Consider the following 26,362-nt stretch of genomic DNA (forward strand, 5'->3'; position numbering starts at 1 on the left):
TAATATTTAGTTAGTAACCGAGTAACTAAAGATATTTGCCGAAAGGAGAAAATATTATGAATTTTATGAGAATAAAGAAAATAGGTAAAATGGCAACAGCGGCTATCATAGCATTTATTGCTGTTGTAGTATTTATTAATCCACAGAAAGCACAGGCATCACAGGGAGGTGCAGTAACGGTAACAGCTACTTCCAATTATGTACTTGACAATTCACATAGTGTGGATATTTCTATAACGGCTGATGTTGAATATGCATATGATGAGGGTTCTTATGGCTGGGTTATAAATATAACTCCACGAGGATGGAGTGATTATGGTGATGTTATTATAGGTAATATGGATTACGTAGATGAATATGGATATACAACATCAATGGCAACATATGTATTCCATTATACAGGTTATTTAGGAGATAGTGATTATGAGGGATATGTATATTTCAATTTTAGTGTTGATGAATGGGGGAATATTGATTACTGGTTAGAATAATAAAATATCTAAAATGTTGATTATGGAAAGGGGCGTATCGGCTATGAAAAAGATATTATTAATTATGATGACAGTTACAACAGCATTAGTTATGACAGCGTGTTCTGGAAAGACGAACAGTCAGACATCATCTGAGGATTATAAGTATTCCTCATATGTATATGATGACAATGCACCACAGTATTATATGTCGGATAATGCAGCGGCATCAGAGACAGGATATTATTATATAGCCGGTGCGCCTGTTAATAATAATAGAAATTCGTATATATATTATTATGATATGGTGAAAGATATGACCATACCATTATGTTCTAAGATGGACTGTGACCATAGGACAGAAGAGTGTGAGGCATATATGTCTAAGGATGCCTGTCTGGGAAATAAGATATGGTATCATAACCAAAGATTATATATGATTGAGAGGACTACAGAAAAAGATATACTTGTTTCCTATGATAAGACAATGAGAGATAAGAAAGAAGAGAAGACGCTATCAATAAATGGGCTGTCAGTTAATAAAAATTATAACAGTGCCTGTTTAACTAATGGTAAATTATATTATGAAATATCTGGAGATAATCAGATATATCTGTGTGCAGTGCCTATAGATACAGATGGGCAGGCTTATATTGTAAAACAGTATGCGAGTGGGTATTATTATCACGAAGTGATTTCATTATATCCAATAGAAGATAAGCTATATGTTAACTGGCTGAGTGGAATATCAGCTGATGAGTATAGATATTATACAGAGCAGATTGATGTGTCAACAGATGGAGTTGTTATTCAGTGTAATATGAATGAGAAGTATCCAGAAATAGCATCAACTATTATATATACAGAATGGTGTAGACAGTCGCGTTTTGATAGTGATGGAAATATATATTTTGCCTGCGTAGGTGATAATAAATATATAGTAAGAAAGCTTAATATAAGTACAGGGGATATCAAAGATATATATTTGCAGGAAATGCAGCACGAAAAAGACTACATGTATGTGAGTTTGAAAAATTATGATGGTAAGTATTTATATATTTATAAAAATGTCAATGGAGAAGCACTTGATGAAAAGAGCATCGAAGAAAAATTAAAAAAATACGACAATAATATATATATATTAGATACAGATGGTAATGTAAAAGATACAGTAACATTGAATGGAACAGATGATACAGCAAGTGGAAATATTTCAGGTGAATTTTATGGAGGAGATGACAGATGTCTTCTTATTGTATTTAGCACATATGGTATAAAAGGTCTGGAGTTATCTGAAGAAAAAACAGCTCTTAGGGCGGAACTTATAGAAGAAAGTAGAAAAAATAAAAAGGGAAGTCCAGTTGTCAGTGTTTCAGCCATTTTGGATAAATCTCAGATTGGCAGTGGTGCTATAACTTTGGAGCAGATTACACCTGAATAAGTTATGGGTGAGGTGAAGGCGTATGGAACTTGTAAGAATTGTAAGAAAAAGTCTACTTTGCATAGTGTGTCTGTTTATAGCAATGATATGTATAAGCCTTTATCAGATTAATTATAATCAGGATAGTAAAGTGTATAAGTATTACAAGGAGATTATCGCAGATTATAATAATATTAAAAATGATAACGTAGCATTTACAGCAGAAAAACTTACTAAAACGTATGAACAATATAAGGAAGAAGACAGCGAATATATAGAGGAAGCTGCTGGACTGATTAAGGAAAAAGAAAAATATATCGAAAGTTATAATGCAGATAACCAGTCAAAGAATTATAACAGAATATTGCAGAGTACACTTTTTGGTAATGACAATAGTTTTTATATACTTAATGCGAATAAACAGATTAAGGATAAGGAAAATCGCCCATCTGTTGATGTAGAAATGGTTAATACAACGGCTGTTGAAAAGCTGGTAACCAACAGAACGATGCCTCTTTTGTATATAATTATATTCACAGTTATTATTATCTATTTTACAGAAGAAACAGATAATGGTGTATTGGTACTTGTAAGAACAAGCAGGCGTGGGCGCATATTACTTCCGATAGTAAGATGTGGCATTATAATTATATATAATATTGTACTTTCATTTCTGTACAACGGAATATTGTATGCTATATATGCTCGTGTATATGGAATTTCTGGCGGTGCATATATACAGAATTCCAAGTTGTTTAATATGTTTCCATATGCTATAAGCATTAACCAGTTCTTTGTTCTATATTGTCTGGTATATGCACTGGCAATGTTTACTATAGGGTTATTTATATATTTTGTAATTAATCTTATAAGTAATTATAAAGTTGCTGTTACATTGGTTATAGTAATATTTTTGTGTGAATATCTGCTATATAATAAAATTCAGTATAATAGCCAGTTTAATGCTTTGAAGTACATAAACATAATAAATATATTGTTTTCTGGAACATCTTATCTTGTGTATGAGAACTGGGGAACCAATGGCTTTATAGCAGATATAAGTACTACTACATTTGTTATGACTGCGGTTATATTCCTTATAGGTCTTGTTGGAAATATAGTTGTGTATTCATCAAAGCATACTATCAGAAAGAAGAATATTATTGATATTATGCTTGATAAAATACATATATTGATACAGAAACTGATGTATAAAATGTCGCTTCTTTTAATGGAAATATATAAGACGCTTATAATACAGAAGGGAATTCTGTTTATAATTGTATTGGTGTATGTGCTTATGACATTTAAAATTCAACGAGGCGTGGATTACACTAATAACAATTATATGGTTAATAAATTCTATAAGGAATTTGATGGACGTGCGCCAGATGAAGATGTGGAAGCCTATATAACAGATTTAAGAGATGAGTTAGAAGAAGCAAAGCAGGATGAAGCTGCAATGTTATATAAAAAGGAGGAATTGTTAAAAGAGCAGCGTAACATAGATGCAATGCAGGCGGCAGTTGATTATGTCAATGAAATTAATGATAACAGGTCAGCATCAGCAGTTATAGTTAATCCAGCCAATTATAATGATATACTTGGAGAAAGAATGTATTCTAGTAATGAGAGCGTGAATTTTATAAGTATTATTATAGTTATATTATTATTTGCAGGGGACTATGCTTTTGAAAGGCAGAATAAAATGACAGCCCATATACGTTCATCTAAAGGAAGAGTAAGGTTATGGAATAATAAAATGTTAAAGGTCTTCATAATAACCACATTATTGTGGCTGATATCAACTATAATTAATGTACATAATATATCTGACCGTTATGTATATAACCAGCTTACACAAAGTATATGGTGTTTACAGATGTTTAAGGATTTTCCAGTTAATATAAGTATTCTGGCATATATTATCTGGTGTAGTGTATACAGGCTTATATGGATGCTTGTTGTTGCATTTACAGCTTATATTATATCTTATAGATTTAGCTATAAAGTATCGTTAATGGTTTCATTTGTTATGTTAATACCACACGTTATATATATATTAGGTGTAAACTGGGCGCAAAAGTTTTCAATAGTTGTAGGTATGGATATTAACAGACTGTTTAATACATATGGCTATAACGTAAAAAGCATAATTCTGCTTATTGTAGTATTTGTAATAATGCTTGTGATAGCCTGTGCAACATATCGTAAAAATATAAAATAATATTTTTAAATATTATATAGACAGAATATCCATTAAATAAAAGCTATTTGGTATGAGAAGTATGGAGGGTTATTATGGAACTTAAGATTACAGATTTAAAGAAAACATATGGAAATGTCAAAGCTTTGAAAGGGATAAATTATACATTTACGCCGGGAGTATATGGAATACTTGGTGCTAACGGTGCAGGCAAAAGTACGATGATTAATCTGATAACAGATAATGTCAGCCGTGATAAGAATGGCGGAAGCATAATGTATAGTGATGGTGAAGATAATACAGTATCTAAGGAGCTTGTTGATATATTAAAGCTTGGGGCAAAGTTTCGTGGGGTTGTAGGATATATGCCACAGCAACAGGGCTTTTATGAGGAGTTTTCGCCTAAGGCATTTCTTAAGTATATGGCAGAGATAAAAGGTGTTAAGAGTGTAAAGTCTGTTGATGAAGCTGGAAATGTGACCATTAAAAAAGTTAATCAGCAGATAGATGAATTGCTTGAAGTGGTCAATCTTACATCAGTTGCGTATAAGAAGATAGGTGGTTTCTCTGGTGGTATGAAACAGCGTGTACTTCTTGCACAGGCATTGCTGGGTGACCCAAAGATACTTATACTTGATGAACCGACAGCAGGTCTTGACCCTAAGGAAAGAATAGGTATCCGTAATTATATTGCTGAATTATCCAGAGATAAGATTATATTATTCGCAACTCACGTTGTAAGTGATATTGAGTGTATAGCGGATAAAGTGCTTTTGTTAAAGGATGGTGAGATAATTGCAACAGGAACACCTTCACAGCTTATAGAGAATATGCAGGGCAAGGTTGGTGAAGTTGTCTGCACTCTTTCAGATGTAGCTGATTTGCAGGGAAAGTACCATATAGGAAATATCAGGCAGAGAAAGAACGGTATGGTATTAAGGCTTGTCGGAGATGAGCTTCCAGAGGAGGCTGTAAGGGTGGACAATGATATAGATTTAGAGGATGTATATCTTTATTATTTTGAATGATAAATAGAAAATATAATCAATAGTAATAAGCGTGGAAGAAGGTTGTATGATTACAATTTTTTTCCACGTTTTTATATAAATAGGTGAGATGAGGTACAATTCACGCCAAAAAATGACAGTTCACGCCAATGGTATTGAAATGTTCGCTTGGATAGATATACTGAAATTAGTAAGAACAGTATAAACATAATGTGACAGGTATTATATTGATTTAGCATATTAGAAAGAGGTGTATCGGCTATGAAAAAAATAATATTAATAATAATGGCAGTAGTTACAATGCTGGGAATATCTGCCTGTGGTGATAAGCAATCTAATCAATCAACAGTAACTGATGATTACAGGTATTCTTCATATACTTATGACGATAATGCACCGCAGTATTATATGGCGGGTTCCGCAGCTGCATCGGAGACTGGATATTATTACATAGACGGTGCACCAGTTATTAATAATAGTAATATGTATATATATTATTATGATATGATTAAAGATATGACGATACCATTATGTTCTAAGGTTGATTGCGACCATAGAACAGATGAATGTGAGGCATATATATCACAGAATATCTGTGTAGGAAGCAAGATATGGTATCATAATGAAAGATTATATATGATTGAGAAAACTGAGGAAAAAGATATACTTGTTTCTTATGATAAGACGATGAGAGATAAGAAGGAAGAGAAGACCTTATCAATAAATGGATTGTCCGTTAATAAAAATAGTAAGAACGCCTGTATAACTAATGGTAAGCTGTATTATGAATTATCAGGAGATAATTCATTGTTTATATGTGCAGTTTCCTTGAATTCAGATGAACAGGCATATGTTGTTAAAGAGTATGTGAGTGAATATAATTATTATGAAAGAGTATCGTTATATCCAATAGAGGATAAGATATATGTGAATTGGTTAAGTGGAGTATCTGCCGATAAAAGCTTATATTATATAGAACAGATAGATATCTCTACAGACAAGGTGAGTAGACTGTGTGATATGAATGAAAAGTACCCTGAAATATCATCAACGATTATAAATTGGAATAGTGAAACGTATTTTGATAAGGATGGCAACTTATATTTTACTTGTGTTGATAAAGATAATTATATGGTTAAAAAGCTTAATATAAGTACAGGAGATATCAAAGATTTGTATGTACAGGAATTACAGCACGAAAAAGACTATGGTTATGTACATTTAAAGAATTATGATGGAAACTATATCTATATATATAAGGGTGTTAATCTGATGGCTTTGAGTGGAAAGCCTCTTGATGAGCAATTTAAAAAATATGATAATTATATTTATATATTAGATACTGATGGTAATATAAAGGATACAGTAATATTAAATAATACGGATGAAAAGGTATCAGGAAATATTAGTGCTGAATTTTATGGAGGAGACGAGCGGTGTCTGCTGATAGGATTTTCCACACACGATATAAAAGGCTTGGAATTATCAGAAGAAGAACAAAATCTTAGAATAAAATTAGAAGACGAAGTATTTAAAAATAAAAAAGGTTTCGTGGATGTTAATGTTTCAGCGATTTTGGATAAATCGCAGATTGGTAGTGGAAATATAACGCTGGAACCAGTTACACCAGAATAAGTTATATAAAAGGGGAATATAGTATTATATTGAATAATAGCAAAGAAATATAGTCAAAGGTAATCAACAAGTGCGGATGAAAGAATTTCTATGGAAGATTTTATGAATATAATGTGTAGATAATAGATAGAATAGGTAAATAACGATATAGATTTGGAATACGCATATCTTTATTATCTTGAATAATAATGATAAAATATTACTGTTTGAAGCAATTCATATTGAGGGGTGATTGTTTTAAACAGTAATATTTTTATATGGAGAGATAAGCATATGATAAGATTAGCAATATGTGATGACGATAATGAAAATATGAGTTATATGAAAGAAAAAATAAATGAAGCATTTATTAAAAGTGGTTATAACGATGAGATAATATATAATCTTTTTAATACAGGAGAAGAACTTGTAAATGCTCATATTGCTAATGAATTAGATATAGTATTTATGGACATTGAACTTGAAAATAAAAGTATTGGGTTTGATGTAGCAAGGATATTGTGCAGACAAAATAAAAACATTGCAATTATATATATGTCCAATCACGACCATTATGTCACTAAGAGTTTTGTATGCAGACCTTTGGGGTTTATAAGAAAAAAATATGCCAGTGAAGACCTTAAAATGGTTATGGATGAGATTAAATTATATCTTGGTGAAGAGTACAGAACAATAACATTTAACAACAATACTAAGAGAGTGGAATTAAATGCTAATGATATATATTCGGTTGAGGTATTTAATCATCAGCTTCGTATTGTTCTTAAAAATAATAAGGATATTACAATTAGAGATCAGATGGTAAAGCATATAGAGGAACTTGAAGAGAATGGCTTTATTCAGGTGAGAAGGGGAATAGTAGTAAATTCAAGGTATATAAAAAACATAAAAGAAGCGAATTTGATTATGGACAATGGAGAAATGTATCCTATTGGGAGGGAAAATGTTACTAAGGTAAAACAACAATGGCTTAATAAAAGATTATTGTAAGGGATTATTACGATATTATGTAAAGTTATATGGAGCAAAGATATAGGAGTGAGAGAATATGTCTGGTTGGGGAGTATACGATGTAATTATAGAGATTATTTTAAATATATTTCAGGGATTTATGGTTACCTGGTATTTGCAAAAATGTCTTGGAACTGATAGAGAAAAAAAGGATGTATACATAACGGGAACAGTGTATACATTTTTATATCTTATGTTACAGGGATATTTTACAGATTTTGAAGGTGTCGGAATTTTAATATATCTGGGGTTATCATTGTTTTTTAGTTATATGATGCTTGGAGGTACTTTTATAAAGAAACTTGTATATAATATTATGCTTGTATTTGTTCTGGCTTTCTCATCAGTTATTGCGGGGAATATTGTGGGACTGGTTTTATCCAAGGATTTTATGGAGCTTATAAAGACTAGAAATATAGATTATTATATTGCGGCATTTGTCAATCAGATTGTATTAATGTCATTTTTATTGATTATAGTTAAAATGGAAGAAAGAACAAGAAGCTTTTTGAAAGACAGGTACATTATACTTACATTGTCTATACCTATTATTACTATTATGGTATGTGCGGGAGTTTTAAGCATTGATGCTGATAATGGTAATAATATTGTATATACATCGGTTGTTATAATAGGACTTGTGGCTATAAATATTATAACAATTATATTGTTAATGATGGAACAAAATATATGTCAGAAACAGGCGGAAAATGCTATTCAGATGGAGATGTTGGAGCATCAGAAGCAAAATGTTGATGAGATTAATAAAGTGTATCTTGAAACTAAAAAAGTGCGCCATGAAATTACAAAAGTTATAGATATGACACAATATCTTATAGAAAATGGGCAACAAGAGAGAGCGGTCAATTATCTGAGTGAATTTCAGAAAGAAGGAAAGCTGTATAGGCAGGATAATATATATTCAGAAAATGCAATTATCAATCATATTCTCAACAGAAAGATAGAGTATTGCAACAATAATGGATTATCAATAAAGTGTATGGTATGTGGAGAACTTAAAGGTGTATCCGACTATGATATACATATTATTCTGGAGAATTTGCTGGATAATGCAATAGAGGCAGCATTAAAAGCAGTCAATAAAAGAATAAGTGTGGACATATATTCAGATGAACAGGCGATGGTAATAAAAATAAGTAATACTACAGAAGAAAATGTGTTAAAAAACAATCCGGAAATGAACACAACCAAAAAAGATAACAGCTATCACGGATATGGTATTAGGAATGTAAGTGAGCTTGTTAAGAAGAATAACGGAACAATAGAATATATACAGTTGGGAGTTGATATAGTTCAGTGCAGGGTATTGCTTATGTTGTAATAAAGATGATTTTCGTGAAAAGTATGTTGTTTTTTTAACAATTTTATGTTGTATTTACACTAAAATAAGTTTATTAAATTGCAATAGGTGTGGTAATCGTGTATAATTTACTTATATAGTATTTCTGGCTGGAGATACAGTTGGAAAGCGGAGTTGATGATTAATTAACTCTTAATTTGGTAATAAAAGGTATACAGATTGGGTATATCTATATATAAGGAGGAGAATACAGTATGACAGACACAGCAGTATCTTTTAGCAAAGAAGAATTTAAGAAGAAGGTCGTAAGCAATTGTAAGTCTTTGTATAGAAAGAACATAGATGAAGCTGACAAACAGCAGGTGTTCCAATCAGTGGCATATGCAGTTAAAGATCTTATAATAGATAAGTGGATAGCAACTCATAAGACATATGATAAGGAAGATCCTAAGGTTGTATATTATATGTCAATGGAATTCCTTATGGGTCGTGCACTTGGCAATAATATGATTAATCTTACTAAGTACAATGAGATAAAAGAAGCTCTTGAAGAATTAGGTCTTGATATCAATATTATCGAAGATCAGGAACCTGATGCGGCACTTGGTAATGGTGGTCTTGGAAGACTTGCAGCATGTTTTCTTGATTCTTTAGCTACACTTGAATATCCAGCATACGGCTGTGGTATAAGATATAAGTACGGAATGTTTAAGCAGGAGATTAAGGACGGATATCAGGTAGAAGTTCCAGATAACTGGTTAAAGGATGGCAATCCATTTGAGATTAAGCGTTCTGAATACAAGTATGAAGTAAAGTTTGGTGGATATGTACGTTCTTACAGAGATGAAGCATCAGGACGTGATATATTTGTTCAGGAAGATTACCGTTCAGTTATAGCTGTTCCATACGACCTTCCTGTTATTGGATATGGCAATAACACAGTTAATTCACTTAGAATATGGGATGCAGAGCCAGTTAATACATTTAACTTAAGCTCATTTGATAAAGGTGATTACCAGAAGGCTATTGAGGAGGAGAACCTTGCTAAGAATATCGTAGAAGTTCTTTACCCTAATGATAACCACTATGCTGGTAAGGAATTAAGACTTAAGCAGCAGTATTTCTTCGTATCAGCATCAGTACAGAGAGCTGTTGACAGATATAAGAGTATGCACAACGGTGATGTAAGAAAGCTCTATGAGAAAGTTACATTCCAGCTTAATGATACACATCCAACAGTTGCAGTTGCAGAGCTTATGAGAATTCTTATGGATGAAAATGGTCTTGAATGGGATGAGGCATGGGATATCACAACTAAGACAGTTGCATATACTAACCATACTATTATGGCAGAAGCACTTGAAAAATGGCCTATCGAATTATTCTCAAGACTTCTTCCTAGAATTTATCAGATAGTAGAAGAGATTAATAGAAGATTTGTAGAAGAGATTAAAGCTAAATATCCTGGAGATCAGGAAAAGGTTAGAAAGATGGCTGTTATCTATGACGGGCAGGTTAAGATGGCACATCTTGCTATATGTGCAGGCTACTCAGTTAATGGTGTTGCAAAGCTTCACACAGAAATCTTAGAAAAGCAGGAGCTTAAGGACTTCTATGAGATGATGCCAGAGAAGTTCAACAACAAGACTAATGGTATTACACAGAGAAGATTCCTTCTTCACGCTAATCCACTTCTTGCAGACTGGATTACAGACAAGATTGGTGACGGCTGGATAACAGACCTTAAGCAGTTAGAGAAGCTTTTAGTATATGTTAATGATGAAAAGGCAAGACAGGAATTTATGCAGATTAAGCATAAGAATAAGGTAAGACTTGCTAAGTACATTAAGGAGCATAATGGAATAGATGTTAATCCGGATTCAATATTTGATGTTCAGGTAAAGAGACTTCACGAATATAAGAGACAGCTTCTTAATATTCTTCACATAATGTATCTTTACAATGAGATTAAGAAGAATCCAGATATGGATATTGTGCCAAGAACATTTATATTTGGTGCAAAGGCAGCAGCAGGTTACAAGATTGCGAAGCAGACAATCAAGCTTATCAATAATGTAGCAGAAGTAATCAATAATGATGAGTCTATCAATGGTAAGATTAAGGTTGTATTCATAGAGAACTACAGAGTATCTAATGCTGAGATTATATTTGCAGCAGCAGATGTATCAGAGCAGATTTCAACAGCTTCTAAGGAAGCGTCTGGTACAGGTAATATGAAGTTTATGCTTAACGGTGCTATGACACTTGGAACAATGGACGGTGCTAACGTAGAGATAGTACAGGAAGTTGGAGCAGACAATGCAGTTATATTCGGACTTAGCTCAGACGAAGTTATACGTTATGAGAATGAGGGCGGATATGACCCAATGGAAATCTTCAACAATGATCAGGATATAAGAGAAGTTCTTATGGAACTTATCAATGGTAAGTATTCTAAGGAAGACCCAGAGATGTTCAGAGATATTTACAATTCACTTCTTAATACACAAGAAGGCAGAAGGGCAGATACTTACTTTATCCTTAAAGATTTCTGTTCTTATGCAGATGCACAGAAGAAGATTGATGAAAGATATAGAGATGAGAAGAGCTGGGCTAAGACAGTTATGATTAATTCGTTCAAGGCTGGTAAGTTCTCATCGGACAGAACTATAGAAGAGTACGCTACAGAAATCTGGAAGCTTACTAAGACACCAGTTAAAGTACAGTAATAACAAGAATAAATTCTATCCATAATTCATACTCTTTAATATGCGCCATATAAGTGCAGACATAAAGGAGTACTGAATGTTGGATAGAATTTTTTTAAGCAATTCATATAGTTATAGAAAGAAAAAATGTGCGGCGGTAATTGTATTTATCGCCATATATCTGCTTATACCGACTATTGTTACACTGAATGTTACAGGAGTTGTGTACACGCCTGTGAATGAAGATTACAGCGATGGAAGAAAAGTGATTGTAAAATACAGAAATGCCACGCAGGAGGTAGGTGTTGACAGGTTTGTGGCGATGGTGCTTGCCAAAAGGCTTTATATGAGCAGTGAAGTAGAAGTTCTTAAAGCAGAAAGCATTATGATAAGGACAGATGTATACAGGCTTATGGGTGAGCAAATGATTATAGACAGCAGTGAGCTTGGAATGGAATATATGACGACACAGCAGATGAAAAGCAAATGGGGGAAGGATTACGAGGATAATTATAATCTTGTTAAGGACTGCACGGCTGCGACAAGTGGACTTGCAATCAGGTATAACGATAAGTATATTGAGGCAAGATATACATATATAACATCTGGAAGCACGCTTTCAGGGGCTTCAATACTAGGTGATGAGTATGCTTATCTTTCAGCAGTGGAGTGTAATAATGATAAAAATGCACAGGACTATCTTGTTGTTAAGACTATAAGCAATAAAGATTTTGTTAATTCATTTGAGAAAAAATACGACAGCATTAATCTTGATAAAAATAATCTGGCACAGCAAATTCAGATTGTATCCAAGAATGAAGCTGGTTATGTGTTAAAGCTTCAGATAGGGAATGTTGTTATGTCGGGAAGTGAATTTGCATATGTACTTGGTATTAATTCGCCCAATTTTAGTATTGAATATATGCAGACTGGCGTTAAGATAACGACAATCGGTGTTGGAGAAGGCTTTGGTGTCAGCGTATATACGGCAGATTGTATGGCAAAGGCTGGCTCATCTTATGAAGATATTATAGAAACATTTTATAATAAAATAAATATAATAAGTGAATAATACGCAGGATTATGGAAAGCATATTAACATAGAAAGGTTTTGATAACTGTAGGTTTTACCTACAGCACCAGACTTTATGCCCTCTATGGGCAGGAATGGAGGTTAATATGGATAAGAACACAGCCAGTAAGACAAAGATAGTTTCAATCGTTATATCATTAGGAATTATTGCAACACTTATTATAGGAGTAATTTCGGTGGTAAGAAGCGTTAATTCCAATAGAAATAATGAGAATAACATTGTTAATCTTAATGAAACTCAGGAAGATGTTGCAATAAAGACAGAAGATGTGACGGACGATGTGCTGGGGAATATCGATGATGAATTACAGGAAGCTAATGCTGGTGCAAGTATGGCGGTGGATACAGATAATATCAGTAATAAAGCAGATAATACTTATAACACACATAAAGCTGGCACTGACGATGCAGATAAGGAAACTGAGCCGACAGTTCCACCGACTTTATCATCAGAAGAAGTTATGGCTGAGGCAATGAAGAATTTTGCATTTGATGAGAGCAACAAGCTTGCGTGGCCAGTGCTTGGTCAGATTGTACTCGACTATAATATGGACGAGACCATTTTCTTTAAGAGTCTTGGAATGTACAAATGTAATCCAGCAATAATTATACAATCCGAGGTAGGAACTAATGTTGCAGCGGCGGCATCGGGAATTGTAACAGATGTGGCTAATCTTTCAGAAACAGGAACAACAGTTACAGTATCAATTGGAAATGGTTATGAAACAACAACTGGTCTTATAGAAAATGTTAATTTGAAAAAAGGGGATAAGGTTGTAGCCGGACAGCTGATTGGTACAGTGGCAAGCCCAAGTGCATACTATATAGAAGAGGGTCCTGGAGTGTATTTCAAACTTACACAATATGGAGAACCAATAAACCCAGACACATATTTTGTGGAATAGATAAAATAAGCACCCACTTAATTTCTTACAATAGTTTCAAATCATATATTATTTATATACGGCTTACAGTGGGTGCTTTATATATATTTTATGTAATAGGAAAATCCAATATAATTCCCTGTTAGATAAAAAGCAATATGTGCCGGTAATGCACACCCGTGCGAAGATGTAGTTTGTCGCAAACAACCGCACCTGACACGAGAATGTATTTTGCATATTCTTTTTATCTGGCAGTAGAATTAATTAAGTTCATTATTATAGGAATAGCGTGGCTTTCCTTGCTTTCTGACATAGCGTTGATATATGTCTGTCTGTTAGTATAGAGTTCATTAACAGCTTTTAATAAGCTTTCTGGTGTAAGGTCTTCCTCAAATAATACACTTGAATAACCGTGCTCCTGAAATGATTTTGCATTAAGAATCTGGTCGCCACGGCTTGCGTTAGCTGAAAGTGGAATTAAGAGGTTAGGCTTTTTAAGGGCTAATAATTCACATATAGCGTTAGCACCAGCTCTTGATATTACGATATCGCTTATTGCAAATAAATCGCGCATTTCCTCACTTATATATTCAAATTGTACATAGCCTTCAATGTTGTTAAGTGAGTTATCAGTCTTGCCTTTTCCACAAAGGTGAACAACCTGATAATCTTTAAGAAGTTCAGGAAGAACTTTTCTTACCGCTTCATTAACGTGAACAGCACCAGTACTTCCGCCGACAACCATAATTATTGGTTTGCCACTTGTGAAATTGCAAAGCTTAAGTCCGGCAAGCTTATTACCCTGTAAAAGCTCCTGACGGATAGGAGAGCCTGTAAGAACAGCCTTGTCAGCAGGAAGGTACTTGATAGTTTCAGGAAAATTACAGCATACCTTTGTAGCCTTTTTAATAGCTATTCTGTTGGCAAGTCCTGGTGTCATATCTGATTCGTGTATGATAACAGGAATGTGCTTGTGTCCAGCTGCAAGTACAACTGGAACAGATACGAAGCCGCCCTTTGAGAATATGATATCAGGCTTAATTCTTCTCATAAGCCTGCGTGCCTGAAAATATCCATTTATAACCCTGAATGGGTCAGTAAGATTTTTAAAGCTCTTATAACGTCTTAATTTACCTGAAGATATTCCATAGTAGGGAATATCCAGATTTTCTATTAATGTCTTTTCGATTCCAGTGTATGAACCAATATAGAATACTTCGTAGCCAGCTTCCTTAAGGCTGGGAAGTAATGCTATATTAGGTGTTACGTGGCCGGCTGTACCACCACCTGTTAATATAATCTTTTTCATAGCCAATCCTCATTTTCTTAATTATAATTATTGTTTATGGTAAATTTTAAAATTTTATAGCAGTAATTTACTGTTGCATTAGTGAGTGTCAGAATTCACGCGGTGTTATTATATTTTGTGTGAAAACCTTTCCTTGAAACTGCAATGCCTGCATAGCGGTTCAACTGCATATTTGTCATTGAATCCCTGAACAAATGCCTTGCTTTTATCGCTTTCAAGTATATCAGAAAGCGGAGTATCAAGTATATTGCCAAGAGCCATAACGCCGTTGCCGTCAAGACAGCAGGGTACAACTGTTCCATCACTTAATATGGCAATATGTGTGCGTATTCCCTGACAGAAGCCGCGTTCGTTATAATAACTTCCGTTAAGTTCAGGCCATTCAAATGGACTTTGCACATTGACATAAAGATGACGTTTGATAGTGCAGTTTCGCTCACCAAATAAAAATGGCTCATTTTTCGTGTTCCATAATCTTAACGAAATCTCTGTATCAGTCTTATCAAGAAGTGTCTCACAGGAATAGAACAAATCATTAATATAAGTATCCATATCTATGCAGTCGTTGTCATCGGCACTGTGCATAGATACATTAATCTGGTGTACTGGATATTTAATCAAAGTATCAAGTCTTTGTCTTATAAGCGTTCCATTGGTAGTGAGGTTGACCGTTATGCCACAATCCCTGCACAGGGAAAGTATGTCGGCAAGCTGTGGGTGAAGCAGTGGCTCACCCTTGACGTGAAGATATATATAATTCGTATACGGACGTATTTCATCAAGTATATGTCCGAAATCTTCAATCGGCATAAAATGTGCCGGGCGTTTGGTTTCCTGACAGAAAGAGCATTTCAGATTACAGGAACTTGTTATTTCTATATATATTCGTTTGAAGCGTTTAATATTTCCCATAAATTACTTATTGGCAATATATTGCTTGAGTGCAGTTGCAAGCTGGTCAGGACAGGATGTTGGCTTAAAGCCGCATTTAATTCCTTCCATACGTTTGATAGCTTCGTTAACGTCCATGCCCTCAACAAGTGCGGCAACACCCTGGGTATTACCAGAACAGCCACCCTCAAACTTAACGCCAGTAACCTTATTATCGACTACATCGAATTCAATAGAACGTGAACATACGCCTCTTGTAGTATATTTCATAATTATCCTCATTTCTACGCACAGTCAGTTAGTACAAAAATGTTATATAGACGGAAATGCATTGTGTGCGTTCAACGCATCCGAAGTTTCGAAGAAACATCTAAGTGACTACGAAGTAGTCATATTATATCATAGTTTTTAAAGAGTTGTATTATGTAAGATGTAATTAATTCAATATTCAGGTGAAAATCAGAGTAAATCAAATGATTTTCGTTTATGATGTTATAGTGATTAATATTTAAAAATAAAGCCTGACACAAACATTGTGATATTGCCAATTAATTGGTACAATAAGTAAAACGCATTTTAACTGTGAATAATTAACTAATAAAGTAATAACAGGAGATTAGTGTGGAAAACAGATTTTCACACAGTGGATTTGTGTCTGTGCGTACCATACACAAACCAGTATGCGAAAAATGTGCGCAGAAATGAGGATTATTATGATAGGTATTATTGGAGCTATGGACGAAGAAGTAGCTAAGATAGTTGAAGCTATGGAAATTGAAAGACAGGAAGATAAGGCTTGTATGTCATTTAAGGCTGGAAAGCTTAATGGCAAAGATGTTGTTGTTGTAAGAAGCGGTATCGGCAAGGTAAATGCGGCAGTATGTACACAGATACTTGTAGATGATTTCGGCGTTGATTATGTTATTAATACAGGAATTGCAGGTTCACTTAAGGCAGAGATTAATATTGCAGATATTGTTATATCAAGTGATGTATTACATCACGATATGGATGCTTCAGGATTTGGATATCCTTTAGGACAGATTCCAAGAATGGACGTATTGTCTTTTGAAGCAGACAAGCACCTTATAGATGTTGCCAAAGAGGCTTGTGCTAAGGTTCTTCCAGAGATAGGTACACATATTGGCAGGGTTGTAAGCGGTGACCAGTTCATATCAGACAAGGCTGTTAAAGAAAGAATATCAGCTAATTTTGATGGATACTGCACAGAGATGGAAGGTGCAGCAATTGCACAGGCAGCATATCTTAATAAAGTTCCATTTGTTATATTAAGAGCAATCTCAGATAAGGCTGATGATAGTGCAACTATGGATTATCCTACATTTGAGAAGCAGGCGATTGAGAATTCGGTTAAGCTGATTAAGGAATTGGTGGGACAGATATAGATATAGACAGATATAATTTCTGCTGATTTATTATGTCGGACGCGGAGTGCGGTTGTGGCAAATGGTTGTGACAAACGGACGGGCTGTGGCTAGGGGCTGTGGTGGTGCGTGTGAGACTGCTATAAGATAATTGGATATTACTAAGTCATTCCCGGTGGAGTTATGGTGCCGGACGCACCGCTCCAAATTCGCCATCGTGGCTCAGTTGTCGCTTGCCCAGACCTCGTGTCTGGGCATTGCTGTATGGTGGAGGGAATGACTAAGAAATATCAGCAATTATCTTATAATGTCAGTCCTCACACGCACCACCACAGCCCCTACCCGCACCCCTGTCGGGTTGCGATGGCAGGGGCACACACTACCGGGGTTGCGGATAATAGGGCAGAAATATGGCTGGGAAGGGAGATAGGAGTGTGGCTGTCAAGATGTAGTGGTTGGAAAGCTGTACAAATCAGTGGGACCTGTAGTTCGTGAAGTTAGCTGTAGAGGTGTACTGTATATTCCTTCACAATGCAGGAATTAAGGCAGACGGCTGGACGGTTGTGTCAGCGTGGGCTGGCGGGGGCTTGTTACGCAAGTATTATAAGCACAATTGAGATACAACTTAGTCTTTCCCCTCACCAAACAGCAATGCCCAGACACGAGGTCTGGGCAAGCGACAACTGAGCCACGATGGCGAATTTGGAGCGGTGCGTCCGTTCTCTTTGCCTATCGGGAAAGGCTTAGTAGTATCCAATTGTCTTATAACTTAAGTAACGAGCTCCCCGCCAGTCCAGCCACACAACCATCCAGCTGTCTGCCTTAATTCCGTCCGTTATAAGCCATAATTATATAATCATAAATCCAATATTACAGAAATTTATAGCATATCATCTATAATGCACTAATAGCAAACTCACGCCCTAAATCCCAAGCATCTCACTATAAACCTGCAATGCTCCATCAGTATCGTGTGCCAGCACTCTCTTAGCAAGCACCTTTCCAAGCTGTACGCCTTCCTGATCGAAGCTGTTGATATTCCATAAAAATCCCTGGAACATAACCTTATTCTCAAAATGAGAAAGCAAAGCACCTAAAGACTTAGGAGTAAGCTTGTCTCCAGTTATAATGCTTGAAGGTCTTCCACCTTTGAAAGTCTTATTAGGGTTATTGTCATCTTTTCCACACGCAAATGCAACAATCTGAGCCGCTACATTGGCACATAACTTCTGCTGGCTTGTGCTGTCCTGAATAGTAACATCATTTTCAAGCTGGCTGTTCTTAAATCCAATGAACTGTAAAGGAACGATATTAGTTCCCTGATGAAGAAGCTGATAGAAAGAATGTTGTCCATTAGTTCCCGGTTCACCAAATATTACTGGACCTGTAGGGTAATTAACCGGTTCATTAAATCTGTTGACGGACTTACCATTAGACTCCATATCAAGCTGCTGTAAATGTGCAGGGAAACGGCTTAAGCCCTGTGAGTATGGAAGTACAGCAGTACATTCATATCCAAGTACATTGCGTTCATATACGCCAATAAGCGCATCAAGCATTGCTGGGTTCTTAAGAATGTCTTTGTTTAATGCAAGTTTGTCCTCAGCAGAGGCACCTTCAAGGAAATCTGCGAATACATCAGGACCAAATGCCAATGATAATACAGCACCGCCTACAGAAGATGTTGAAGAGAAACGTCCTCCGATGTAATCGTCCATATAAAATGCATCTAAATAATCATCACTTTTGGCAAGAGGTGAGGTCTCGCTTGTTACTGCAATCATATGCTTTGCAGGGTCAAGACCAGCTTCCTTAAGAGCATTTTTAACAAATGATTCATTAGTTAACGTCTCAAGAGTTGTTCCAGACTTAGATACAAGAATGAATAATGAGTGTGCAACATCAATAGAAGTAAGTACAGCAGATGCATCATCTGGATCTACATTACTTATAAAATGAGCTTCCATTTTAAATGAATTATTCTTTTTAGCCCAGTTCTCAAGAGCAATATACATAGCACGAGGACCTAAATCACTTCCACCGATACCAATCTGAACAACAGTTGTGAACTTCTCGCCAGCACCATTAGTAATAGCACCATTATGTACCTTGTCAGCAAATTCAGCGATACGCTTCTGTTGTGTTGTATAGAATGTACGCTTGTCTACGCCGTCAGCATTAACAGCTTCACCGAGCTGTCCGCGTGTCATATGGTGGAGTACAAGTCTGTTCTCGCCGGTATTAACAACTTCGCCATTGTAAAGAGCAGCAAATTTGTTTGAAAGTTCAGCTTCTGTAGCAAGCTTTTCAAGTGCCTTAAGAGTTGTATCATCTACTTTCTTAGCTGCGAAGTTGTAGTTAAGTCCCTCAGCCATAGGAATATTATATGTCTTAACACGTTCAGCACCAGCTTCGCCCGACATAACCTTATTAAGGTCAACAAGCGGAGTTTCCTTTAATTCCTTAAAAGCTTCAAGTGTGTCAAGATTGTTCCAATTAATCATAAAATATCTCCTCCTAGTATAATTGAGTTGTAGGTAATTGCGAAAACTGCTAAGACCATTCGCAATTACCTATAATAAGTTGCAACATTAAAAGATATAATGCCAGAATATATCGAAATAACATTTAAAATGTTATCCATTAAGGCATTATATTGATATATTGTCGCACAAAATATCTTAATTGAATTATACTATCAATGTCTGTCGAATACAAGGAGAAAAGTCGTTATTATCTATCATTTTCCATCTGCTTAAGTTCGGGGAGAATGGTACACAGCATAGTTATAAAACATATGCTTCCGCCAATTATATTAGATACAGGTTCGGCTGCAAATACACCATTTGTTCCCATATTAAGAGCGTAAGGCATAATATATGTAAGAGGTATTACAATAAATACTTTTCTTAATAAAGAGAAGAATATAGCCTGTTTTTTCTTATTAAGGGATTTGAAAATGGTCTGTCCGATGTATTGCAGGTCCATAAATATAAATGCGGCAAAATATATCTTCAATGCTGATACTGCATCTTCCATAAGTGAAGTATCAGAGCTGAAAATATTAATAAGCATATGAGGGGCAAGAAGTATTATGCTCCACATAACTGCGGTATATCCTAATATTAATGCCCCCATAGTAAGTCCGGCTTTACGCACCCTTCCTGGCCTTTTGGCACCATAATTATAGCTGATAATTGGTGAAGAACCTTCGTTGATTGCGTATATAGGTGTCTCAACCATTTGCCGTATGCTTGAAACAATAGTCATTACAGAAATGTAAATATCGCCGCCGGTAACTGAGAGAACATTGTTACAGCATATTGATACAAGGCTGTTAGTAAGCTGCATTACAAAGCCGGAAGTACCAAGGCTGATTATATCTTTTGCAAAATTCAGACATTGTGGCAGTTCATTTTTTCTTATAAAGCTTATCTTTAATTCAGCTTTAAATCTTAAGAAATATATTACAAATGAAGCTGACATAAGCTGTGAAATAACAGTTGCCACAGCCGCACCTTTTATTCCAAGATTAAGGATAAATATAAACACCGGGTCTAATATAAGATTGGCAATAGCACCGATTGCAACAGAGAGCATACCGATTGTTGAGTAGCCCTGTGCATTGATAAATGGGTTCATTCCTGTTGCTATCATTGAAGGAAGGGTTCCGATAAGGTAAATGCACAGATAAGGAAATGCGTACTTAAGTGCTGTGTCAGAAGCTCCAAAGAGTGTGAGCAGAGGGGCTGCAAATAAGAGGCATATGCACATAAGAATAATTGCGGAGCCGCAAAGCATTGTAAAAGAAGTGTTCATAATGGTGTTAGCATTTTTTTCATCACCCATTCCTCTCTTAATTGAGAATAAAGGTGCACCTCCGCTTCCAAAGAGGTTGCTGAAAGCGGTCATAATCATAATTATTGGAAAGCATAGTCCAACTGCACCAAGGGCATTTGTTCCGACATCGGGAATCCTTGCAATGTACACTCTGTCTACAATATTGTATAACAGACTTAAAATCTGTGCCACAAGCATAGGTATAGCCGCATTTAAAATATTATTGGTTATAGTTCCATTTTCAAAATCAATACGTTTCATATATTTCACTTTCTCCATTTGTGATTAAAAAGTTATTAATAAAGATTATATATTTAATATTACATATATAAAATGTTATTCCTTAAAACGATTGCAAGTATATCACTTTGATATTGTAAACACAAATTAAAACTTATGTAAAATTAAACGATAACATTTACAATTGAATTATAAATTACAGAGAAGTATAATTGAAATGTCAGAAAATGAAGCCGTGAAAAGTTATGTTTTAAAGGCATACAAAGGCAGAATGGAGGTATTATTATGAAAATTCTTATGCTTGATTCGTCTACATACGGAGAAGATGTTAATGTAGACAAGTTCTATGGTCTTGGTGAGGTTAAGAGCTACCAGACAAGTACAAGGCAGGAGGCACTTGAAAGAACTGCAGGGTTTAATCCGGACGTTGTTATTATCAATAAGATTGTTGCAGACAAGGAATTTATAGATTGTGCACCAGCTTTAAAGATGATAGCAGAAACAGCAACGGGTTATAATAATATTGATATTAATTATGCTAAGGAAAAGAATATAAGAGTAGCCAATGTTGCGGGATATTCAACAGACTCAGTTGTACAGCATACATTTGCATTGGGACTGTATCTTATAGAGAAGATGAACTATTATGACAACTATGTTAAATCAGGTGAGTATGCAGAATGTCCGATTTTTTCACATTTTTCCAATGTATTCCACGAACTTTCAGGAAAGACATGGGGCATAGTTGGTCTTGGAACTATAGGAAAAGGTGTTGCAAAGATAGCCTCAGATTTCGGATGTAAGGTTATATATTATTCAGCAAGTGGAAAGACACAGGATGTGCCTTATGAGAGAGAAGAGTTTGACGAATTCTTGAAAAAATCAGACATAATATCTATTCACGCACCACTTAATGATAAGACCAATAATCTTTTTAATAAAGAAGCATTTGATAAGATGAAGGCAAGTACAGTGCTTTTAAATCTTGGACGAGGTCCTATCGTTAATGATGCAGATTTAACAGAGGCACTTGAACAGGGAAAGATTGCTGCGGCAGGACTTGATGTACTTGGAAAAGAGCCTATAGAAAAGGATAACCCGCTTCTTAGGATTAAGGATAGCACAAAGCTTGTGATTACACCACATGTAGCGTGGGGTACAGTAGAAGCAAGAACAAGACTTATGGACGAAGTATATGAGAATATTGCAGCTTTCACTAAGGGTGAAGCAAGAAATGCGGTAGTGTAAGTGTAGAAGAAATGGCAGTATAATAAGCGGAATGGAGAAGAGTATGCAGATTTTATCAGTTAATGATGATGAATTTAAGAAATATGGACGTGTAGTTGATAATGTGGATTTTACAGAGCTTATACAGGAATTAAAAAGAACTCCAATACCATCAGGTGTTGTATATGAACCAGCAGTAAAGGAGCTTGAAGCACTTCCTATAAGGCTTGACATTTCCTCAGTTGTATATGGTGAAATGCCAATTCAGATAGGTTACTGTAATGGACATAATTCAAAGCTTAATGCACTTGAGTATCACAGGGATTCAGAGATTAATATTGCGGCTACGGATATGATTCTTATGCTGGGACTGCTGACAGATGTTAACGATGATTATATATATGACACAGCTAATGTAAAAGCTTTCAGGGTTCCAGCAGGAACGGCTGTTGAAGTGTATTCTACAACACTTCATTATGCGCCTTGCGGCATAGATGGTAAGGGATTTCAGGTTGCAGTCGTGCTTCCAAAGGGAACTAACTATCCATTAAAGTCAAAGCATATAAGAATAGATAATAAAACAGCCAGCACCTCAAATGAGAATACTGGCAGTAGTAATATCAATGAAGATGCACTTCTTGCGGCTACTAATAAGTGGCTTATAGGCCACGCCGAAGGCGGTCTTGATGATAGTGCATATATTGGACTTAAGGGTGAGAATATTGAGATTTAATCTTCTTCAATAACCTGAACTTCCATATAAGCAAAGTCAATTGAATCAATAAAATTATCTTTAGTAAATCTTACTTTAGAGTGGCGTTGGAAGTCTGCTATATTAGAGTCAAGCCATATAGGCTCGCTCAGATCGAATGTATAGCAGGCTTCTTTTATGCCATCAAATATCTTTTTGGTTCTGTTAATATCTATATCAGAATTAGCATAGACCATATCTTTCATAAGATGATTGGACTCATCGAAAAGTTTACACCATAATCGAAACATATATTTTCTCCGTTCTTACATTAATATAGGCTGGTAACCTGTGATAGTATTAGTCTGTGTTATGGTAGGATTTTAGTTAAAAATCGTAATCTGCCATGTATTACTTAATGGTATTGCAGTAGGATTTTAGTTAAAAATCATAATCTGCCGTAATATTACTCACTAGCACGCTCCGAGAATATTATGCTATATTCATTTGAAGGGTATACCTGACTAATAAATGAAGTAAGAATAGTCTTAGCGTTATCAAGTGCCCTGTCGTACAAGCCGCTGTTTATTGCGTCTGATAAAGCATTTTCTCTTAGCTGGATTAAAGAGTCGTTATGCTCAGTAAGTGTTATAGGAGAGAAAATGTTGTTCTCCTCGTGTAGTACTTTGAAGGAGTCAAGGTCAATGTCAGCCGATAAAGTCTTAACTTCAGGAATGTCTACATATATGTTATGGCTTGTATCGTCAGTGTCGCCGAGCTGCCATTTGACATCGCTGAAATTAATTCCAGCCTTGATAGTTGTATTATATGTATATATGTATTTGGATTGTGTCAAAGGTATGCTTACATTAAACAGCTTAAGGTCTTTGGTTTCAACCCTTACAGTAGTGGTTGTTACTGACTGGGTTGCAAGCTCACCGATATTTTCAAAGCCGATTTCTGTAATCTTTTCATCAGAAACGTAATTGCTTTTAGCTTCTTTTCTTGTGTATACAAGCACAGCACATAATAATATGATGATTATTACAGCGATTATAAATTTAATATCGAGTACCTTTTGTAACTTATTGCGGGACATAGTAATCCTCCATAGTAGTAGTTTTATAATAGCGTTGTTGCATATATATTAATCATATTAATGCGATTTTATCATAATGTAATAAACAGGTCAAAAATATTTTTGTCTTATAGGTTAATAAAGTGCTGGAATTTTAAAAATGGAATTCTGTTATGTGCAATTTGATATATAATAAAGAAACCTGATGCTTACGCACCAGGCTTCTAATATGTGATACATATAATAAAGATTAGCAGAAGACCGGCATATAAAAGAGGGAAGCCAGTCTGTTTGGACTACTAGTCCATATTAACATTAAGATGTCTAGGAAGACCATCAACCATAATTGGTGAAAGTTCAGCCTGAATTAATGGTCTGATATAGTGAATAAGGTCTTCTGTGACAAAATCATCTTCAGTAATCCACTCAAGTGGAACTTTCTTCTCGATGTTGGCAATCTGGTGTACATCGTGTGTTTCTGTAATGCACATATATGGATCATCAGAAACTCTCTTAAGTACAACAACTTTACCAGTCTCGCCTTCAAATGCAGCCTTAACAGCAGCACCACCAACGTTGAATGCTTCTGTGATATCTGTACGAGATGTCATATGAGCTGCACAACGCTGTAATGTTGATAATTCAATAGCTCTTGTCTTGATACCAAGTTCAGAACCGACTTTGTTAGCAAGGAACTTAGCAGAACCAGCTAACTGCTTGTGACCGAAAGCATCAACGAATTCAACGTGGTCAGAAAGTTCAAATACATATCTTCCGTCCATAACTTTAATACCTTCAGAAACGGCGATTACCATTGAACGTCCCTTAGAAGCGATTTCTTTAACTCTTTCAAGGAAGTGGTCAATATCAAATACCTTTTCTGGAAGATAAATGAGGTCTACGCCTTCACAATCCTCGCCTCTTGCAAGAGCAGAAGCGGCTGTAAGCCAACCGGCATTACGTCCCATAATCTCAACGATAGTTACTGTTGGATAGTCATATACAAGACCATCGCGGATAATCTCTTTCATAGTAGCGGCTATGAATTTAGCAGCACTACCAAATCCAGGAGTGTGGTCAGTAACTGCAAGGTCATTATCGATTGTCTTAGGAACACCCATAAACTTGATATCACTGCCTACAAGAAGAGCGTAGTCAGAAAGCTTCTTGATAGTGTCCATTGAATCGTTACCACCTATGTAGAAGAAGTATGAAATGTTGAGTTCTTTAAGTATTTCAAAAATCTTCTCGTAAGTATCTCTGTCATCAGATATTTCTGGGAGCTTATAACGACATAAACCTAAATAAGAAGAAGGTGTTCTCTTTAAAAGGTCGATATCGATATCAGTCTTAATCTTCTCTGAGAGATCTACATACTGCTTGTCAAGCAGACCCTTGATGCCGTGAAGCATACCATATACTTTGTTAGCTCCTCTATCTTTTGCTGTCTTGAATACACCTGCAAGACTTGAATTGATTACGGAAGTTGGTCCACCAGACTGTCCTACGATAACATTACCTAACATAAATGTCCTCCGAAAATTATTATAATAATAAAGATGTAAACAGACCTAAATTCCCTCTAGACTTAAATCTGTCATAAATATTTTATTAAATTAATATTAACATAATTAAAGCAATCATACAACTTAAAAAAGATAATTAATTTAATAAATTCTTCCCACCAAAACAGGAAACTTTCAAAATATTTATAATATGATATAATATGACTACTTCGTAGTCACTTAGAAGTTTCTTCGAAACTTCGGATGCGTGGAAAAGCAACGCAGGGCATATGATATAATGTGCGTAAGCAATGAGCCGTGCTGGACAAAAAAATAAAAAAGAACTGTGCTTGCACGAAGTTCTTTTTTAACTTTTTGTCCAATAGGGCGAACGCCCGACAGTCAAGGGAAGCAAAGCTTTCCTTGACGTGCACGGCGGGG

The 26,362-nt window shown here is 35.3% G+C and carries 22 protein-coding genes; 14 read left to right on the forward strand and 8 right to left on the reverse strand.

Going from position 1 to position 26,362, the window contains the following annotated elements; translation table 11 throughout:
- Positions 1 to 56 precede the first annotated feature (56 nt).
- The 10 genes from BM157_RS09995 (at position 57) to BM157_RS10040 (ending at position 13,776) form a co-directional block, all read left to right on the forward strand.
- Complete coding sequence (locus BM157_RS09995; RefSeq protein WP_090140948.1) at positions 57 to 491, forward strand: hypothetical protein; 435 nt, start codon at positions 57 to 59, stop codon at positions 489 to 491.
- 43 nt (positions 492 to 534) lie between these two features.
- Positions 535 to 1,911, forward strand: a complete 1,377-nt coding sequence (locus BM157_RS10000; RefSeq protein ID WP_090140949.1) for a hypothetical protein — start codon at positions 535 to 537, stop codon at positions 1,909 to 1,911.
- A gap of 22 nt (positions 1,912 to 1,933) precedes the next feature.
- Entirely contained in the window at positions 1,934 to 4,117 is a 2,184-nt protein-coding gene (locus BM157_RS10005) for a hypothetical protein (RefSeq protein ID WP_090140951.1), read from the forward strand.
- Between the two features lie 74 nt (positions 4,118 to 4,191).
- The gene (locus BM157_RS10010) at positions 4,192 to 5,124 is read left to right on the forward strand and encodes an ATP-binding cassette domain-containing protein (RefSeq protein WP_090140954.1); all 933 of its coding nucleotides are present in this window, start codon (positions 4,192 to 4,194) and stop codon (positions 5,122 to 5,124) included.
- A gap of 240 nt (positions 5,125 to 5,364) precedes the next feature.
- A complete protein-coding gene (locus BM157_RS10015) occupies positions 5,365 to 6,738 on the forward strand; it encodes a hypothetical protein (protein ID WP_090140957.1) in 1,374 nt (457 codons plus the stop codon).
- A gap of 273 nt (positions 6,739 to 7,011) precedes the next feature.
- Positions 7,012 to 7,728: a LytR/AlgR family response regulator transcription factor gene (locus BM157_RS10020; RefSeq protein WP_090140959.1), complete on the forward strand. Its 717-nt coding sequence runs from the start codon at positions 7,012 to 7,014 to the stop codon at positions 7,726 to 7,728.
- Positions 7,729 to 7,786: 58 nt separating this feature from the next.
- Positions 7,787 to 9,091: a sensor histidine kinase gene (locus BM157_RS10025; RefSeq protein WP_090140960.1), complete on the forward strand. Its 1,305-nt coding sequence runs from the start codon at positions 7,787 to 7,789 to the stop codon at positions 9,089 to 9,091.
- A gap of 233 nt (positions 9,092 to 9,324) precedes the next feature.
- Entirely contained in the window at positions 9,325 to 11,799 is a 2,475-nt protein-coding gene (locus BM157_RS10030) for a glycogen/starch/alpha-glucan phosphorylase (RefSeq protein ID WP_090140963.1), read from the forward strand.
- Between the two features lie 76 nt (positions 11,800 to 11,875).
- The gene (locus tag BM157_RS10035; RefSeq protein ID WP_022501256.1) at positions 11,876 to 12,850 is read left to right on the forward strand and encodes a SpoIID/LytB domain-containing protein; all 975 of its coding nucleotides are present in this window, start codon (positions 11,876 to 11,878) and stop codon (positions 12,848 to 12,850) included.
- Between the two features lie 107 nt (positions 12,851 to 12,957).
- Positions 12,958 to 13,776, forward strand: coding sequence for a M23 family metallopeptidase (locus BM157_RS10040; RefSeq protein WP_022501255.1), 819 nt, complete (start codon positions 12,958 to 12,960; stop codon positions 13,774 to 13,776).
- A 223-nt stretch (positions 13,777 to 13,999) separates the two neighbouring features.
- On the opposite strand, the gene BM157_RS10045 is transcribed toward BM157_RS10040, so the two are convergent.
- The 3 genes from BM157_RS10045 to BM157_RS10055 form a co-directional block, all read right to left on the reverse strand.
- Positions 14,000 to 15,064: an undecaprenyldiphospho-muramoylpentapeptide beta-N-acetylglucosaminyltransferase gene (locus BM157_RS10045; RefSeq protein ID WP_090140966.1), complete on the reverse strand. Its 1,065-nt coding sequence runs from the start codon at positions 15,062 to 15,064 to the stop codon at positions 14,000 to 14,002.
- Between the two features lie 108 nt (positions 15,065 to 15,172).
- Positions 15,173 to 15,976 (reverse strand): radical SAM/SPASM domain-containing protein, encoded by an 804-nt coding sequence (locus tag BM157_RS10050; RefSeq protein ID WP_318255912.1) that lies wholly within the window; start codon positions 15,974 to 15,976, stop codon positions 15,173 to 15,175.
- A 3-nt stretch (positions 15,977 to 15,979) separates the two neighbouring features.
- The gene (locus tag BM157_RS10055; protein ID WP_022501252.1) at positions 15,980 to 16,225 is read right to left on the reverse strand and encodes a TIGR03905 family TSCPD domain-containing protein; all 246 of its coding nucleotides are present in this window, start codon (positions 16,223 to 16,225) and stop codon (positions 15,980 to 15,982) included.
- 443 nt (positions 16,226 to 16,668) lie between these two features.
- On the opposite strand from BM157_RS10055, the gene BM157_RS10060 reads away from it, so the two are divergent.
- Complete coding sequence (locus BM157_RS10060) at positions 16,669 to 17,361, forward strand: 5'-methylthioadenosine/adenosylhomocysteine nucleosidase (RefSeq protein WP_055306916.1); 693 nt, start codon at positions 16,669 to 16,671, stop codon at positions 17,359 to 17,361.
- A gap of 470 nt (positions 17,362 to 17,831) precedes the next feature.
- Positions 17,832 to 17,957: a hypothetical protein gene (locus BM157_RS13035; RefSeq protein WP_278320150.1), complete on the forward strand. Its 126-nt coding sequence runs from the start codon at positions 17,832 to 17,834 to the stop codon at positions 17,955 to 17,957.
- 306 nt (positions 17,958 to 18,263) lie between these two features.
- Here the strand turns inward: BM157_RS13035 and BM157_RS10070 are convergent, their stop codons facing one another.
- Together BM157_RS10070 and BM157_RS10075 are read right to left on the reverse strand one after the other, a co-directional pair.
- Positions 18,264 to 19,844 (reverse strand): glucose-6-phosphate isomerase, encoded by a 1,581-nt coding sequence (locus tag BM157_RS10070; protein ID WP_090140968.1) that lies wholly within the window; start codon positions 19,842 to 19,844, stop codon positions 18,264 to 18,266.
- 229 nt (positions 19,845 to 20,073) lie between these two features.
- Positions 20,074 to 21,441, reverse strand: coding sequence for an MATE family efflux transporter (locus BM157_RS10075; protein WP_055306913.1), 1,368 nt, complete (start codon positions 21,439 to 21,441; stop codon positions 20,074 to 20,076).
- Between the two features lie 264 nt (positions 21,442 to 21,705).
- On the opposite strand from BM157_RS10075, the gene BM157_RS10080 reads away from it, so the two are divergent.
- Both BM157_RS10080 and BM157_RS10085 read left to right on the forward strand, forming a co-directional pair.
- On the forward strand, positions 21,706 to 22,668 hold the full coding sequence (locus BM157_RS10080; protein WP_090140970.1) for a D-2-hydroxyacid dehydrogenase: 963 nt from the start codon (positions 21,706 to 21,708) through the stop codon (positions 22,666 to 22,668).
- 43 nt (positions 22,669 to 22,711) lie between these two features.
- The gene (locus BM157_RS10085; RefSeq protein WP_055306912.1) at positions 22,712 to 23,380 is read left to right on the forward strand and encodes a DUF4867 family protein; all 669 of its coding nucleotides are present in this window, start codon (positions 22,712 to 22,714) and stop codon (positions 23,378 to 23,380) included.
- On the opposite strand, the gene BM157_RS10090 is transcribed toward BM157_RS10085, so the two are convergent.
- From BM157_RS10090 to BM157_RS10100, 3 genes are all read right to left on the reverse strand, one after another.
- Positions 23,377 to 23,649 carry a hypothetical protein gene (locus BM157_RS10090; protein WP_055176835.1) on the reverse strand — a complete coding sequence of 91 codons (273 nt, stop codon included), beginning with the start codon at positions 23,647 to 23,649 and terminating at the stop codon, positions 23,377 to 23,379. The genes BM157_RS10085 and BM157_RS10090 overlap by 4 nt on opposite strands.
- A 155-nt stretch (positions 23,650 to 23,804) precedes the next feature.
- Positions 23,805 to 24,437 carry a DUF4230 domain-containing protein gene (locus BM157_RS10095; protein WP_055306911.1) on the reverse strand — a complete coding sequence of 211 codons (633 nt, stop codon included), beginning with the start codon at positions 24,435 to 24,437 and terminating at the stop codon, positions 23,805 to 23,807.
- Between the two features lie 278 nt (positions 24,438 to 24,715).
- Positions 24,716 to 25,942 (reverse strand): 6-phosphofructokinase, encoded by a 1,227-nt coding sequence (locus tag BM157_RS10100; protein ID WP_090140972.1) that lies wholly within the window; start codon positions 25,940 to 25,942, stop codon positions 24,716 to 24,718.
- Positions 25,943 to 26,362: the final 420 nt, after the last annotated feature.

Origin of the sequence: [Lactobacillus] rogosae (assembly GCA_900112995.1) — a bacterium.
Taxonomy (GTDB): domain Bacteria; phylum Bacillota; class Clostridia; order Lachnospirales; family Lachnospiraceae; genus Lachnospira; species Lachnospira rogosae.